General features: G+C 71.6%; 8 protein-coding genes and 1 pseudogene. 3 read left to right on the top strand and 6 right to left on the bottom strand.

Annotation, left to right across the window (positions count from 1 at the left end):
* Nucleotides 1-72: 72 nt before the first annotated feature.
* From ACGF5G_RS25735 to htpG, 6 genes are all read right to left on the bottom strand, one after another.
* Complete coding sequence (locus ACGF5G_RS25735; protein WP_393267052.1) at nt 73-4,116, bottom strand: ThuA domain-containing protein; 4,044 nt, start codon at nt 4,114-4,116, stop codon at nt 73-75.
* 179 nt (nt 4,117-4,295) lie between these two features.
* Nucleotides 4,296-5,474, bottom strand: a complete 1,179-nt coding sequence (locus ACGF5G_RS25730; RefSeq protein WP_393267049.1) for a multicopper oxidase domain-containing protein — start codon at nt 5,472-5,474, stop codon at nt 4,296-4,298.
* Nucleotides 5,471-6,439 (bottom strand): sugar phosphate isomerase/epimerase family protein, encoded by a 969-nt coding sequence (locus ACGF5G_RS25725; protein WP_393267046.1) that lies wholly within the window; start codon nt 6,437-6,439, stop codon nt 5,471-5,473. Before ACGF5G_RS25725 ends, ACGF5G_RS25730 begins: the two co-directional genes overlap by 4 nt.
* Nucleotides 6,440-6,458: 19 nt before the next feature.
* Nucleotides 6,459-9,611, bottom strand: a complete 3,153-nt coding sequence (locus ACGF5G_RS25720; RefSeq protein WP_393267044.1) for an OmpL47-type beta-barrel domain-containing protein — start codon at nt 9,609-9,611, stop codon at nt 6,459-6,461.
* Nucleotides 9,612-10,288: 677 nt separating this feature from the next.
* Nucleotides 10,289-11,197 carry a diacylglycerol/lipid kinase family protein gene (locus tag ACGF5G_RS25715; protein WP_393267041.1) on the bottom strand — a complete coding sequence of 303 codons (909 nt, stop codon included), beginning with the start codon at nt 11,195-11,197 and terminating at the stop codon, nt 10,289-10,291.
* Nucleotides 11,198-11,274: 77 nt separating this feature from the next.
* Complete coding sequence (gene htpG / locus ACGF5G_RS25710) at nt 11,275-13,203, bottom strand: molecular chaperone HtpG (RefSeq protein WP_393267038.1); 1,929 nt, start codon at nt 13,201-13,203, stop codon at nt 11,275-11,277.
* A gap of 339 nt (nt 13,204-13,542) precedes the next feature.
* On the opposite strand from htpG, the gene ACGF5G_RS25705 reads away from it, so the two are divergent.
* The 3 genes and pseudogenes from ACGF5G_RS25705 to ACGF5G_RS25695 all read left to right on the top strand — a co-directional run.
* A complete protein-coding gene (locus ACGF5G_RS25705; RefSeq protein ID WP_393267035.1) occupies nt 13,543-13,902 on the top strand; it encodes a hypothetical protein in 360 nt (119 codons plus the stop codon).
* Nucleotides 13,889-14,920, top strand: coding sequence for a hypothetical protein (locus tag ACGF5G_RS25700; protein ID WP_357696591.1), 1,032 nt, complete (start codon nt 13,889-13,891; stop codon nt 14,918-14,920). The genes ACGF5G_RS25705 and ACGF5G_RS25700 overlap by 14 nt, the downstream gene beginning before the upstream one ends.
* Before the next feature lie 871 nt (nt 14,921-15,791).
* Nucleotides 15,792-15,928 (top strand): annotated as a pseudogene (locus ACGF5G_RS25695) (phytochelatin synthase); the annotation flags it as partial.

Here is a 15,928-nt window from a genome sequence, read left to right as displayed (position 1 = left end):
TCGTCGTCGCGGGGGCGCGGCCGGCAGTGCGCCGGGTACGGAGGATCACCTCCGCACCCGGCGCCTGGCTGCTTACAGCTCCCGCACCCTGACGTTGCGGATCTCGATCAGGTCGCTGTTGCCGTGGTTCTGCAACCCGACGAATCCGCTCAGGAACTGGCGCAGGTCCGTCGGCGGGTCGCCCTGGCGGGACGAGGCCTTGCCCGGCGTGTTGTCGAACTCGTTGATCACGACGCCGTTACGGGTGATCGTGTAGTGCTGCCCGACCACCCGGATCTCGTAGTCGTTCCACTGGCCCTTCGGAGTCACCCCGGCCTGGTCCAGCCCGATCGGGTCGAAGTTGTAGATCGACCCGGTCTTCTGCGGCTCGCCGGTGGGACCGTCGTAGATCTGGATCTCGTGACCGCAGTAGATGGCCACCCAGGCCTGGGAACTACGGGCCGACCCGACCGTCCCGCAACTGCCGTCCGGTCGCTGCTCCAGGGGCGTCCGGGGGTCGGGGAACCGGACGAACGCACCGCTGTTGGCGTACGTGTTGCCGGTGGAGACGTCCCGGAACTGCAGCCGCAGGGAGAAGTCCGCAAACTCCTGCTTCGCGTACCAGAGCATGCCGAGCCCGCCCGAGCTGCGGATCGAGCCGTCCGGCTGGAGCGTGAACGACCCGCCGGGCGCCTGCCGCCAGTCGGCGAGCGAGCCCGCCGAGCCGTCGAAGATCGGCTGGTAGCCGGGGACCTTGCCGATCGGCGACTGGGCGGCGGCCTTCTGCAGCGCGGACGCCTCGCGGCTGTCGAGGACGCCGTCCTTACGCAGGTCGCCCACCACACCGGCGACGTGGCTCACGAACTGGCCGTGGTCGGTCCACACGCGCTCGTCGTCGATCAGGTCGTTGACGGTGCAGTTGCCGCCGACCTGGTGGTTGGTCACGCCGGTGTCGGCGTCGAGGAGCCGTACCGTCCTGCGGGTGTCCGGTGCGGCGCAGCCGACGACCACCTCGATCGTTCCGGTGGCCACCTCGCCGTCGGCGTAGGTCACCTTCACCGTCGCCTGGTAGGTGCCGAACTTCGCGTACGTGTGGGTGGGGTTGGCCTCGCGCGACGGCGCGCTGCCGTCACCGAAGTTCCACTCCCAGGCCACGCCGCCGGCCTTCGCGCTGGAGAAGGCGATGGTCTTCGGGTTGCTCTGCGCGACCGCCCGCGCGGTGGCGTGGTTCGGGTTCGGCGTGGCCGGGCCGCCCTGGTAGGCGATCCGGATCAGCTTCTGGTTCGGGTGCAGGCTGAAGAACCCGCCGGCGTAGTCCAACAGGTAGAGCGCGCCGTCCGGGCCGAACTTGGCGTCCATCCAGGACTGGAGCTGGGTGCCGCCGCTGCCCGAGCGGATGATGCTGCGCAGGTCCTCGGCGAAGGCCGGGGGCCCCTGCTTCGGCACGTTCGCCGGGTCGACGGTCACCGCGACGCGGTTGTTGGCGTTGGACTGGTCACCGATGAACCACTTGTTGTCCCAGTACGCCGGCCAGGCCACGCCGCTGTCGACGTTGACCTTCTCCCGCTGGTAGGTGGGGCCGTCCATGATGGCCTGGCCGCCGCCCTTGAGGTACGGCTGGGTGAACGTCTCCTCACCGGCCTGGTAGGTCGGCAGGCCGCTGCCGTCGGTGCGCTTCGGGTAGACCGGGCCACCGCCCTGCGGCGAGTACCAGATCATGTTGTCCCGCGCGGGTGGGATGTCGACCAGCCCGGTGTTGCGCGGCGAGGTGTTCTTCAGGTTGTCGCAGTCGTACCAGCCGGCGAGCACGTTGGCGTCGGTGTTGCTGCGGTCCCGGTAGGGCTGCCGGTTGCCCATGCAGTACGGCCAGCCCTGGTTGCCGGCGGAGGTGATGATCGTCGCCGTCTCGTACTTCGCCGGTCCGAGCTCCGGGCTGGGGCCACCGGCGTCCGGGCCGACCCACGCGGCGGTCAGCCAGTCGTTGACCGGGTCCCAGGCGATCCGCGCGATGTTGCGGACACCCATCACGTAGATCTCCGGACGGGTCTTGCCGCCGCCCTCCTCCTTGCCGGTGAACAGGTTGCCGTCGGGGATCGTGTAGGTGCCGTCCGGCTCCGGGTGGATCCGCAGGATCTTGCCGTTGAGGTCGTTGGTGTTGCCGGAGGTACGCCGGGCGTCCTGGAACGAGACGCCCTTGTACTCCTGCGTCCAGTTGTTGCCGGAGTAGCCGCTGGAGCCGCCGGAGGAGTTGCTGTCACCGCTGCCGATGTAGAGGTTGCCGGACTCGTCGAAGGTCATCCCCCCACCGGCGTGGCAGCAGCTGTGGATCTGGGTGTCCCAGCTCAGCAGGTCCTTGCGGGTGCCCTGGTCGATGGTCTGCTTCGCGGCGTCGTAGGTGAAGCGGGAGACCGTCCGCTTACCGATGCGCCGGTCGCGGTCGATCGACTCGTGCGGCATCCAGTAGACGTAGATCCAGCGGTTCTGCGCGAACTTCGGGTCGAGGGTGATGCCGACCAGGCCCTCCTCGTTCTTCACCAGCTCGCTGCCGCTGCCCCGGTTGCCCATCACGGCGAGGGTGGTGAGGAGCTTGACCTGCTTGGTCTTCGGGTCCCACTGGTGGATGGTCCCGCAGCCGAGGCCGACCTTGGGGTCGTCCCAGCTGACGATCGGCCCGGACGGGCAGGCCGCCTTGCCGATGTAGAACACCGTGCCGTCGGGCGCGACGGTCAGGCCGTGCGGCTCGCCGATCTGGTCGAGCTGGCCCGGCTGGTTGGTGGCGGTCAGCCGCTCGATCCGGTAGTTCGAGGCGACGGTCGCCTGGCAGTCGCCGCGGACCAGCCCGGCGGTCCACCTGATCGCGCCGAGCAGGTGGCTGCGGAACTGCTTGTCGGTGGTGTAGCTGGCCTCGGTGCGCCCCATGCCGGTGTAGAAGGACCGGCCGCCGTCGTAGTCCTGGCACCAGGAGATCGGGTGGAAGGCGCCGTTGCCGCTCAGGCCCGGGTTGTAGGTGCCCTCCTCGACCTGCGCGACGGTGTGCACCCGGCCGGTCGGGCTCGGGTCCCAGTTGATCCACTGGTCGGACCGCTTCCAGGTCAGCGGCAGGCCCTGGTTGGCCGGGTGCTGCCGGTCGGTGAGGTCGACCACGGCCTGCTGCACCGTGCTGTCCGGCGGCGGGCCGGCGTCGGGACCGATCAGCCACAGCTCGGCGAGTTGGATCAGCGGTTCCCCGCTGTTGGCGGTGACGTTGAGCCGGTAGTGCTGGTAGGCCTTGCTGTTGGTGAAGCTGAACTGCCGGGTCTGGAACCGCTGCGGGAACGTCTCGTTGCTGCGGGTGTCCAGGTCCGTCCAGGTGGTGCCGTCCTCGGAGCCCTGCAGGGTCCAGTTCTTCGGGTCCCGGCCGGGGAAGTCGTTGGCGGAGGTCAGCGCGTAGCGGCTCACCACCACCGGCTTCGCCAGCTTCACCGCCAGCCAGCCGGTCGGGTTGAACGTCAGCCACTTGGTCCCGGTCGACCCGTCGATCGCCTTCGCGGCGGTCTCGTTCGGCGGGTTCTCCGCGCTCGCCGAGGCGGAGACGGGCTTCTCGGCGTTCGGCAGGCCGGCGGCCGGGCGGGTGCCGATCAGGCCGGTGAACCAGGCGGAGGTGGGTTGGGCGCGGGCCGCGTCGTGCACGCCGAGGAAACCGCCACCGCCCTTGATGTACGCCTGGAACGCGGCCTCCTGGGCGTCGTCGAGGGTGACCCCGTTGGCGGACAGGAACACCACGCTCCGGTACCGGTCCAGGTTGCCGAAGGTGAACACCCCCGGGTCGGCGGACGCGTCGACGGCGAAGCCGTGCTCCGCGCCCAGGTTCCGGATCGCGTCGACAGCCTTGGTGACCGGGTCGTCCTGCTGGTCCACCGGACCGTGGAAGACCAGCAGCTTCACCGCGGCAGCGGCCTCGGCGGGTGCCGCCTGCACGGGCGCCGGGGCGGCGGCGTGCGCGGGCAGGGCCAGCAGGCCGAGCGTCAGCACAGCGCTCGCGGCGAGGGCGCTCGTGCGTCGGAGGGCCCGGCGGGTGACCGGTGGTGGGGAGGCTGTGACGTCGACGGGCCGACGTCCGCCCCATCGGGACAGCCGGAAACGGCGTTGTTGGGCCATTTCGACTCCTTCACGGGTGAGGTGTGGCGGAGGTGCGTTGTCCGAGCGGGTCGAGCAGGAGACGGTGCGGTCAGGAGATGCCGGCGGGCCCACGGCGGTGACGCGGTCCGGGGTGACCGCCGGTCCGTTCAGCTCCGGACGGACCGGCGGCCGGCGCCCCTCGCCGGCGGCGCGGGCGGTCAGTTGTGCTGGTGCTGCCCGGCGTCGGCGGTGGTGCCGGTGGCGTTCGCCGGGTGGGAGTGGTGGCCGTGGCCCGGAGGCATCGCCCCGTCCTCGTCCAGGACGTGCAGCATGGTCGACATGCCGCCGTCGGAGTGGAACTGCATGTGGCAGTGCAGCATCCAGTGCCCCGGTCCGACCGAGTCACCGGCCGCCACCTGGAACCCGAACGAGTCGCCGGGGCCGAGCGGCTTGTTGTCGATGATCGGGACGCCGTCGGCGAACGGCTGTCCGTTGTCCACCAGGCCGGTCCGGGTGTCCGCCCAGGAGTGGCCGTGCAGGTGGAAGGTGTGCATGTCGTTACCGATGCCGACGACGACGAACTCGACCTTCTCCCCCTTGCGGGCGACCAGGCAGGTCGGCCCCGGCTGCGGGTTCTGCGCGTCGCAGGTGTCGGCGGCCGCGCCGCGGCGCAGGTTGATGCTCTGCCGATCGCCGAAGACCACGGTGTAGGTGCGATCCGGCTTCGGGTCGCCGGGGCGCCGGACCACCAGCCCGCCGAAGAGCCCCGCGCCGAGGCCCTGGGTGCCGTGCGGACCGCCCACCACATGGTCGTGGTACCACCAGTAGCCGGCCGTGCCCGGCGAACCGGTCTTCCTGTTCCGCTGCTGGGCGAACCAGGTGTACGTGCGCGACTCGCCGGGCGGGACGAAGGAGCCGCTCTGCACGGTGCCGTCGGAGAGCTGGGTGTACTTGACCCCGTGCACGTGCAGCGAGACGCCCAGTGGGTGCGCCGGGTCGGTACGCAGCTGCGTCAGGGTGGCCGCCGACACCAGGTTGTGCAGGGTGATGGCGACGCACTCCCCCTCGGTCATCTCGATCGTTGGGCCCGGGTAGGAGGCCGTCTGCGGGGTGAGGCCGTAGCCGAGCCGGATCTGGGTGCCGTCCTTGGGCAGCTCCACCGCGTACAGCTGCATGCTGCGGTCCGGCCTGGCGCAGCCTTCCGGCCGTTCGGCGAAGAACGCCCCGGAGCGGGCGGCGGCCAGGCCGCCGGCGCCGACCAGGGTCAGCAGCACGGTGGCCGCCACCACCAGCAGCCGGCGGGTGCTCGGTCCGCGGCGCTTGCCGGCACGGTCGTCCTCGGGCGCGCCGCCGTCCCCCGGCGGCGGGGGGTCCTCGACGAGACGCCAGGCGCTCACCGGTCACCCCGCAGGTCGACGATGCGCTGGTAGCTGCGCTCGGCGGCGCCGAGGGAGCCCGGCGGGTTGGGCTGGGCGTTCGGCCCGGTGTCCTGCTCCCACAGGTAGGTGAACCGGCCGCCCCCGTCGAGCTCGGTGAAGAACTCGGCGAACGGGATGACCCCCGCGCCGAACTCGACGTCCAGGTAGGAGTTGCCCTGCTGCGGGTCGGGCAGCGGGACGCCGTCCTTGACGTGGAACAGCGGGAACCGGTGCGGATGCGCGTTGACGTAGTCGACCGGCCGGAACCCCGGGTACTTGCGGGCGCCCCCGTACGCCCACAGGATGTCCATCTCCAGGAACACGTACCGGGGATCGGTCAGCTCCAGGAACAGGTCGTACAGCCGCACGTCGGGCCGGTCGACGGCGAAGCTGAACTCGATGGTGTGGTTGTGCTGGTAGAGCTTGATCCCCCGGGCCGCGGCGGCGGCGCCCCACGCGTTGAACTCGGCGGCGGCGGCCTGGTACCCGGCGATGGTGCGGTTGCCGGTGGGCGCCTGCGCGGTGCCGAGGGCCGGCATGCCGAGGGTTTCGGCGACGTCCAGTTCCCACTCCAGGTTGTTCCGGAAGTCACCGAGCCCGCGGTGGCTGCCGGCCGCCTTCAGCCCGTTGTCGTCGAGCAGCCGGCGGATCTGCGCCGGCGTGATCGGGCCTACGTTGCCCTGGGTGTAGCCGGCGAACTCCACCTCCCGGTAGCCGATGCGGGACAGCTCCTCGAAGACGGCCGCGAAGCCGAACTGCGTGACCTTGTCCCGGACGCTGTAGAGCTGGATGCCCAGGTGCCCGCGCGGCACCAGGTGGCCGTTCGAGGCGCCGCCGGACGCCGTGACGGGCAGCGCTCCGGCGAGGCTCGCCGCGCCGACCGCGACGGTGGAGCCGGCGAGGCCGCGCAGTAGCGCCCGACGGTCGATCCTGTTCTTCGCCATGGTTGTTCCCCTTCGATCGTCAGCAGCAGCTGCTCGGGTTGGCAGAGGAGGGCGCGCCGCCGGGGCAGCACGCGGAGAGCGGCGCGATCCGCACGTTGCGGAAGCTCACGACGTCGGCGGTGCCGTGGTTCTGCAATCCGATGTATCCGCGGGCGTGCTGGCGGCCGGCGCCGCCCGGGTCGTCGGCCCGGGGCGGGCTGAACACCGCGTCCGGGGTGTTCACGTACTCGTTGATCAGTTCGCCGTTGCGGAAGACGGAGTAGTGCTGGCCCACCACCCGGATCTCGTAGTCGTTCCAGGTGCCCTTCGGGGCCACCTGCGCGCCGGCCAGGTCGACCCGGTCGAAGCCGTACACCGATCCGCTCTTGTACTGGTCGCCGTCGGGCCGGTCGTAGATCTGCAGCTCGTGGCCGTACTTGATGGCCACCCACTCGGGGCGGGACTCCTGGGCGTGGTCGTGCACGTCGGGGAAGCGGACGAAGACCCCGCTGTTGGCGCGGCCGGTGCCGGGGGCGTCGTCGCGCCACTGCAGCTTCAGCGAGAAGTCTCCGTACTCGGCGGTGGGGAGCCAGAGCATGCCGAGGCCGGGGACCGCCCGGCTGGTGATCGAGCCGTCGGCGTTGCGGGTGAAGCCGCCCGCGCCGACGTGCTCCCACCGGGCGAACGACGCCGCCGAGGCGTCCAGCAGCGGCTGGTAGCCGTTCTTCCCGTCCGGCTTGCCGACGCCGGAGCGGGCGGCGGCGCTCACCAGGCGACCGTGTTCCTTGTGGTCGATCAGGCCGAGGTGGTGCAGGTGCTCCGCGACGTCCGTGACGTGCTTGACGAACTGGCCGTGGTTGGGCCACGCCTTCTCGTCGTGGATGGCGTTGTTGATCGTGCAGCCGTCGGCGACCACCCGGTTCGGCACGCCGCTGTCCACCGTGCCGAGCCACACCGTCGGCCGGGTGTCCGGCACCGGGCAGGCGCTGGGGCCGCTGGCGACCACGGTGAAGGTGACCGACGCGGTGCCCGAGGTGTTGCCGGCCTTGTCGGTGGCCCGGTAGCTGACCGTGTGCCCGCCTGCCTGGTTCACGGTGACCGGCGCCGAGTAGCGGGCGTACGGCTGCCCGTCGAGGGAGTACTCGATCCGGTCCACGCCGGAGCCGGCGTCGGCGGCGGTGAGAATGACGGTGGCGCTGCCGAGGTAGGCCCCGTGGTCGTCGAGCTGGCCGGAAAGCGCCGCCGTGACGGTCGGCGGGGTGGTGTCCGGCTCCGGCGGGTCGACCACGGTGAACGACACCGACTGCGGGGTCGAGGTGTTGCCCGCCTTGTCGGTGGCCCGGTAGCTGACCGTGTGCTGGCCGACCTGGTTGACGGTGACCGGCGCCGAGTAGGCGGCGTAGGGCTGCCCGTCGAGGGAGTACTCGATCCGGTCCACGCCGGTGCCGGCGTCGGTGGCCGAGATGGTGACCGTGGCGGCGCCGACGTACGCCCCGGCGCTGTCCCGCTGGCCGCTGACCGTGGCGGTCGCCGTCGGTGGCGTGGTGTCCGGGGCGGGCGGCTGCACCACGGTGAACGACACCGACTGCGCGGCCGAGGTGTTCCCCGCCTTGTCCGTCGCCCGGTAGCTGACCGTGTGCTGGCCGACCTGGTTGACCGTCACCGGCGCGGAGTAGCCGGCGTAGGCGCCGCCGTCCAGGGAGTACTCGATCCGGTCGACGCCCGACTCGGTGTCCGTGGCGGACAGCGTCACGGTGGCGCTGCCGACGTACGCGCCGTTGTCGTCGCGCTGCCCGGTGACCGCGGCCGTCGCGGTCGGCGGGGTGGTGTCCGGCTCCGGCGGTCGCACCACGGTGAACGACACCGACTGCGCGGGCGAGGTGTTGCCCGCCTTGTCCGTCGCCCGGTAGCTCAGTGTGTGCTGGCCGGGCTGGGTCACCGCGACCGGCGCGGTGTAGGTGGCGTACGGCTGCCCGTCGAGGGAGTACTCGATCCGGTCTACGCCCGATTCCGTGTCGGTGGCCGACAGCGTCACCGTCGCCGAGTCCACGTACGCGCCGTTGTCGTCGCGCTCCCCGGTGACCGCGGCCGTCGCGGTCGGCGGGGTGGTGTCCGGCTTGGGCGGCTCCACCACCGTGAACGACACCGACTGCGGGGTCGAGGTGTTCCCCGCCTTGTCCGTCGCCCGGTAGGTCACCGTGTGCTGCCCCGGCTGGTTGACCGTCACCGGCGCCGAGTAGGTGGCGTACGCGCCGCCGTCGAGGGAGTACTCGACCCGGTCGACACCCGACTCGGTGTCCGTGGCCGACAACGTCACCGTGGCGCTGCCGACGTAGGCGCCGTTGTCGTCGCGCTGCCCGGTGACCGCGGCCGTCGCGGTCGGCGGGGTGGTGTCCGGCTTGGGCGGCTCCACCACCGTGAACGACACCGACTGCGGGGTCGAGGTGTTGCCCGCCTTGTCGGTGGCCCGGTAGGTCACCGTGTGCTGCCCCGGCTGGTTGACCGTGACCGGCGCCGAGTAGGTGCCGTAGGGGCCGCCGTCCAGGGAGTACTCGACCCGGTCGACGCCGGAGCCCTCGTCGGTCGCGGACAGCGTCACCGTCGCCGACCCCAGGTAGGCACCGGTGTCGTTCCGCTCGCCCGACACCGCGGCCGACGCGGTCGGCGGCGTGGTGTCCGCGCCGCCACCGGTGACGACCAGGAGGCCGGCCATCCCGCCGTGGCCCGGGATGGCGCAGAAGTAGCGGTACGTGCCGGGCGAGAGCACCACGTCGACGGTCCACCGGCCCCCGTTGGCGTCCGTCGGGTCGGCCAGGATGTTCACGTCGACGTCGCTGTTGTACGCCGGGTTGGTGGTGTCGAAGGTCAGGGTGTGCTGCATGCCGGTGGTGTTGCCGGTCGCGGCGCTGTTCTCGAACACGAGCGTCGCCGGCCCGGCGACGGCGGTGGTGGGCGCGGAGAGGTACGAGAGGAAGTTGTCGCCGGCGGTCCAGGTCAGCACCTGGGCCTGAAGCTGCCGGGGCGGCCCGCTCGCGTCGGCTGTCCGTGCGCGGTCCGCGTCGACCGGGCGCGCGTTCGCCGGAGCCGCCACCAGTCCGGCGGTCACCAGCAGCAGGACCGCCGTGGCGGCTGCCGCAATCGAATGCCGGAGCCGGCCCACGGAGAGCCGACCGGGCGGTGAGTACCCGTTCATGATTCCTCTTTCACGGTCCGAGAGGGACACCGGCGCAGCGTGCATCGGCCGGCCGATGTCATGAGTAGTCAGCGCTGCCGCGTCCCGAGGCTTCGGGAGCTGCCCGGGGGCGGCAGGGGCACACCTGTCCGCGGATCCAGGTCGAGCGTCGTCACATGCCCGTACGAACCCTTCATCAGATCGACGGCTTCTTCGTATCGGCAGCCTCTGCGGCCCCTCCTTGGCCGCACGAGGTCCTCGGCCGTGACCAGCTGTCACGGTCGTGCTGGGTGAACGGGGTCTGCCTGATACCAGCGGCGAGCCGGGTGCGCGCGCGGGTCAGACAGGTGCCGCGTCGGGGTGACGGGATGTGAGTGAGAAGGGATGGGCATCGGTCAAGCCACGGCGCGTTTCCGCACCGGGGCGCTGTCTTGGAGCGCCGACCCGGGGTGCCATCCCTGGCCTTACCCGTGGCCGCCGGGCGTGTTGCGCCGCCTGGGACCACGGTCGAGAGTCACCGCGCCGCCGGTTCATCTCGATGAAACATATTGATGTGTCCCGACACTACTGACTTGCCGTCAGCGTGTCCAGACCTTTCGTCGCCGCTGACACTACTTTCATTCAGAATGACGAAAGTCGGCAGCGTCGCAGGTCGCGTGGGCGTTACACCTCCGCCAGCACCTCCCTGAGGGCGCCGGTCAGGAGACGGGTTCGGGGCAGCAGACCGTCAGCGCACCGGGGACGACCCGCACCTTGAGCTTGGTGACCTCCTTGCGGGCGCCGCCGTCAAGTTCGTACCTGCGCGGCGCCGCGAGGCGGACCCTGACCCTGCGGCCCCGCGTGATGCGTACGAACGGCGACTCCGCCGAGCGGCCGGCGGCCATCCGGCCGAGGGTGCGCGCCCAGTCCACCGCGCCGTCGGCGGTGGACACGCCAACCTCCAGGCAGCCGTCGTCGGGGCGGGCGTCGTCGAAGGCGGGGATGCCGCCGGTGATGGTGCCGACGTTGCCGAACAGCACGCAGCTCGCCTCGCCGTCGAACCACTCGGCGCCGTCGACGGTGATCCGGGTGCGGACCAGTTCGCCCCGGACGTGCCGCAGCCCCGTCCACATGTACGCGAGGCGGCCGAACCTGCCCTTGAGCGTGCGGTCGGCGTCGCGGATGAGGTCGCCGTCGAAGCCGGCGCCGGCCATCACGGCGAAGTGTTCGCCGTTGAGTCTGCCGAGGTCCAGGGCACGGCGCGGGCCGCGCAGGCCGATCCGGACGGCCTCGGAGAGGTCCTCGGGGATGCCGAGGTTGGCGGCGAAGAGGTTGGCGGTGCCCGCGGGCAGGATCGCCAGGGCGGCGCCCGAGCCGGCGAGGGCGTCGGCGCAGCGCTGCACCATGCCGTCGCCGCCCCACACGAAGACCAACTCGGCGCCCTTCTTCAGCGCCTTACGGACCTTCTTCGGCGCCTTGCGGCTCTTCGGCACCTCGCACCAGATCAGGTTCTCGACCCCGGCGCCGGCCAGCTCCGCGCGTAGCGCGTCGAGGCCGCCGCCGAGGGTCTTCCTGCGGTGGGCGACGACCGCGACCGTGCCGACGGCCGCCGCGGTACTCGTGCTCATGGCCGGCGGTGATACCCAGCCCGCGCGGTTTCTACGCCCGGCCGGTGGGAGCGACCCCACCGGCCGGGACGCGACGGTCAGAGGGTACGGGCGAGGCGGTCGGCGAGGATGCGGGTGAACCGGGACGGGTCGGCCAGCTCCCCGCCCTCGGCGAGCAGCGCCATGCCGTACAGCAGCTCGGCGGTCTCCTTCAGCGACTCCTCGGTGCCGCCCTCCTCGTGGGCCTTGCGCAGGCCGGTGACGAGCGGGTGCCCCGGGTTCAGCTCCAGGATCCGCTTGACCGCCGGCACCTCGTGCCCCATCGCCCGGTACATCTTCTCCAGCGTCGGGGTGATGTCGTGGGCGTCACCGACGACGCAGGCGGGCGAGGTGGTCAGCCGGGAGGAGAGGCGGACCTCCTTGACGGAGTCGGCGAGGGTGGCACCCATCCAGGTGAGCAGGTCGGCGAAGTCCTTGCGCTGCTGCTCGCGCTCGGCCTCGGCCTCCTTCTTCTCCTCCTCGGTGTCCAGGTCGACCTGGCCCTTGGCGATCGAGCGCAGGGTCCGGCCGTCGTACTGGCCGACGCGCTCGACCCACACCTCGTCGACCGGGTCGGTGAGCAGCAAGACCTCGTAGCCCTTGGCGCGGAACGCCTCCATGTGCGGCGAGTTCTCGATCATCGAGCGGGACTCGCCGGTGGCGTAGTAGATGTCGGCCTGCCCGTCCTTCATCCGGCTGACGTAGCCGGCGAGGTCGGTCGGCTCGGCCGGGTCGTGGGTCGAGGCGACCGAGAGGATCTCCAGGAGGGTGTCCCGGTTCTCCGTGTCGTCGATCAGGCCCTCCTTGACCGCGGCGCCGAACTCGGTCCAGAAGGTCCGGTAGCGCTCGGCGTGGTTGGCCTTCATGTCCTTGACGGTGGACAGGATCTTCTTGACCAGCCGGCGGCGGACCACCTGGATCTGCCGGTCCTGCTGGAGGATCTCCCGGGAGATGTTCAGCGACAGGTCGTGCGCGTCCACCACGCCCTTGACGAAGCGCAGGTAGTTCGGCATGAGCGCTTCGCAGTCGTCCATGATGAAGACGCGCTTGACGTAGAGCTGCACGCCGCGGCGACCCTGCGGGGCGAACAGGTCCAGCGGGGCGTGGGAGGGGATGAACAGCAGCGCCTCGTACTCGAAGGTGCCCTCGCCCTTCATGTGCACGATGTCCAGCGGGTCGGCCCAGTCGTGGCTGACGTGCTTGTAGAACTCCTTGTACTCGGCCTCGTCGACCTCGTCGCGGGGCCGGGCCCAGAGCGCCTTCATCGAGTTGAGCGTCTGGGTCTCGGTCGTGGTCGCGTCGCCCTCGCCCGGGCGCTCGACGGTCATCCGGATCGGCCAGGCGATGAAGTCGGAGTACCGCTTGACGATCTCCCGGATCGTCCACTCGGCGGTGTAGTCGTGCAGGTTGTCCTCGGCGTCCGCCGCCTTGAGGTGCAGGGTCACCGCGGTGCCCTGCGGCACCTCGTCGACCGCCTCGACGGAGTAGGTGCCCTCGCCGGCCGACTCCCAGCGGGTGCCGCCGGTCTCCCCCGCCCGCCGGGTCACCAACTCCACCCGGTCGGCGACCATGAACGCCGCGTAGAAGCCGACCCCGAACTGGCCGATCAGCTCCTGCCGCGCCCCGGCGTCGGCGGACTCGCGCAGCTTGCGCAGCAGCTCCGCCGTGCCCGACTTGGCGATCGTGCCGATCACCTGGACCACCTCGTCACGGGACATGCCGATGCCGTTGTCCCGGACGGTCAGCGTGCGCGCCGCCTTGTCGACCTCGATCTCGATGTGCAGGTCGGAGGTGTCGACCTCCAGGTCCTTGTCGACCATCGACGCCAGGCGCAGCTTGTCCAGCGCGTCCGAGGCGTTCGAGATCAGTTCGCGCAGGAAGACGTCCTTGTTCGAGTAGATCGAGTGGACCATCAGCTGGAGCAGCTGACGCGCCTCGGCCTGGAACTCCAACGTCTCGGCCTGGTTACTCACGCCGTGTCCTTTCATTCTCGAAAGCCCACCAGAGGTTCGCCGAAAGGATACGAGCCGTCGCCCACGGCGAGGCGACGACGCCCGGTCGGAGTTTCCCGACCGGGCGTCATCAAAGGTACGCGTCAGCGGCCGAGCCGCCGACCGGGGACGATCAGCCCCGGGTCGGCGCCGACGACCTGCGTCTGATCGGCCCCGGCATCGGCACGCCGCCCGGGGTCGTGCAGGGGGCCGGGGCTGCGGGCGGCGGGCGCGCTTTGCCCGGAGGCTCTACCGTCGACGGTGGCGTCACCGTGGTCGCCGGGAGAGTCGAGGGCTGGTGCGACCGCCGCGTGCGGCGGTCAGTACGGTAGGGATGTGTCTCTATGGATGGCCGCGATGTGGGGGCTGGTCGGCAGCGCGGTGGCCGAGGCGCTCAACCTGTCCGGGATGATGCGCCCGACCACCGAGTCCGGGGGGCGATGGCAGTGGCCGTGGCGGGACAGGCGGGACGCCCCGATCGTCGTGTTCGCGGTGCTGCTCCGGACCGTGGCCGGCACCGGGCTCGCCGCCGCGGCCGGGGCGGGTGGCCTGGCCACCACCGCCTTCGCCAGCTTCACCTTCGGGGTGGCGGCGCCGCTCGTGATCGCCAAGATGTTCGACCAGGTCCGGGTGACGGAGCAGCCGTCCGACGACACGCGCGGCGGACCGGACGGCGAGCACGATGACGCCGCGTGAGAGCCTGCTGGGCAGGTTCGTCTCCGCGTTGTCGGCCCGGCCGGCCGCCACGGCCACGGCCGTTCCCGTGCCGACCCGCACCAGGCTGGCCGCCGCGCTCGCCGCGCGACCCGTGGCCGCCCGAGCGGCCGGACACGCCCCGGAGCCCGTCGGGGAACCCGACCACGGGGGGAAGCTGACCCAGCGGGTCAAGGTGGTGCTGGCCGGCATCCTGGGCGTCACCGCCGACCAGTTGCGGGTCGACGCCGACGGCGACGTCGGCATCCGCGTCGGTTCCGCCATGATCTTCGTACGGGCGCAGGACGACCCGCCGCTGGTCGACGTGTTCTCGCCGCTGCTCACCGGGGTCCAGCCGACGGAGTCGCTGTACCGGCGACTCTCCGACCTGACCAACGGTCTCGTCGTCGGCCGCGTCTACTGCACCGGGGACACGGTATGGGCGTCCGTGCCCGTCTTCGGTCAGGACTTCGTGCCCACCCACCTGCTGCTGGCCGTACGGGCCATGGTCGAGCTCGCCGACGACCTCGACGACCAGCTCCGGCGGGAGTTCGGCGGCAGCCGATTCTTCGGCGAGGAGTCCTCCGGTCTGGCGGCGGTGCCCGACCCGACCGGCTACCTGCGCGACCTCGACCGGGCCGGCGCGAGCGGAGCGGGCAGCGTCCTGGTCGACCTGCTGGCCGACCGGGGGCGGACGGAGGAACTGCGGGCCCGCGCCGAGCACGGCGACTGGCACGCTGCCGCCCGGCTCGCCGCGCTGCTCGCCGAGGAGGGGCGCGCCGACGAGGCGGAACGGTACTGGCGGATCGCCGCCGACCAGGGCGACCCGAGGGCGCGCGACGAGCTGGCCGCGCTGCTGGCCGCCCGGGGCCGGCACGACGAGGCGATCGCGCTGCTGCGGCAGGCGGTCGAGGCCGACGACTGGCGACCCCTGCCGCTGCTGCTCACGCTGCTCACCGAGCGTGGCCTCGTCGACGAGGCGATCGCGCTGCTGCGCCGCCACGCGGCCACCCGGGACTGACCCCACCGCGCGCCGAACGGAGCCGACCCCGCCGCGCGACCCGGCCCGGGCGACCGCGCTGTCCCGCCTGGCCGCAGGCATCGCCGACCCGGTCACCGGGAATGCCGCGCACCCCCCCGGGCGGTAAGCAGGAGCCGGCACCCGCCGACCTGGCGGCGCTGAACACCGGATGGGCGTACCGCGCCTCGCAGAGAGCGGGGGACGGAGCGCCGGACGACGTCGCCGCCGATCGAGGTCGCGGTACCGCTTCTCGACCCCTGTCGAGCTGGCCCCCACAGATGGGGCACACAACAGGGCAGTCGCAGGCGACCGAGCCCACCAACGTCGATCAGGCCGGGGCCGCGGCGCTGATGTGACGAGCGGTCCTACAGACGGGGCAGCTCGACAGGGCCCACGGCACCCGACCCTCCGGACCTGTCGAGGCGGGTGTGACCCGCTGTGCCGGCACAGGGACCAAACCTGACACCGGACCCACAGATGCCCTGAACCAGGAATGCCCGACTGGTCGACAGAGGGCACGCTTGGGGTGTGTGTCCGGTTCAGTGGAGGGCCGCGGGTCCGGCGCGGGGTGTCGTGTCCGGTTGGTGGTGGACTGCGGTGGCGGGGGCCACCACCCCGCCGGGCATGGGCCGGGGGGCCGGGGCGTTGTACCCACCGTGAGCGCGTGACCCCGAGCCGCTTCGACGGTTCGACGGTTCGGGGCGACGGCCGGAATGCCGGCCGGACCCACGTCGTTACATCCCCCCGGGACCGCGCCCCCCGAACACCAGGGCGCGCACCCCCTCTTCTGGCTTGACCTTTCCTTACCCGTGGCGCACCCACCCCCCTTCCGGGTGTGCCGCGCACCCCCGATCGAAAGGTGCACACCATCATGCGTACCGATCTGATCCGTAAGGCCGCCCTGACCGCTGCCGGCCTCGCCTTCACCGGCGGCGCCATCGCCGGCCCCGTCACCGCCGCCCACGCCGCCCCCACCACCGACACCAAGCCCGCCACCCAGAACCACAA

Origin of the sequence: Micromonospora sp. NPDC047730 (assembly GCF_043204765.1) — a bacterium.
Classification (GTDB): Bacteria; Actinomycetota; Actinomycetes; order Mycobacteriales; family Micromonosporaceae; genus Micromonospora.
This window is presented reverse-complemented; position numbering and strand designations above follow the sequence as displayed.

Coding starts and splice junctions, on each gene's coding strand:
- ACGF5G_RS25700 (WP_357696591.1), top strand. CDS start 13,889: ATGACGCCGCGTGAGAGCCTGCTGGGCAGGTTCGTCTCCGCGTTGTCG.
- ACGF5G_RS25715 (WP_393267041.1), bottom strand. CDS start 11,197: ATGAGCACGAGTACCGCGGCGGCCGTCGGCACGGTCGCGGTCGTCGCC.
- ACGF5G_RS25720 (WP_393267044.1), bottom strand. CDS start 9,611: ATGAACGGGTACTCACCGCCCGGTCGGCTCTCCGTGGGCCGGCTCCGG.
- ACGF5G_RS25735 (WP_393267052.1), bottom strand. CDS start 4,116: ATGGCCCAACAACGCCGTTTCCGGCTGTCCCGATGGGGCGGACGTCGG.
- ACGF5G_RS25725 (WP_393267046.1), bottom strand. CDS start 6,439: ATGGCGAAGAACAGGATCGACCGTCGGGCGCTACTGCGCGGCCTCGCC.
- htpG (WP_393267038.1), bottom strand. CDS start 13,203: ATGAAAGGACACGGCGTGAGTAACCAGGCCGAGACGTTGGAGTTCCAG.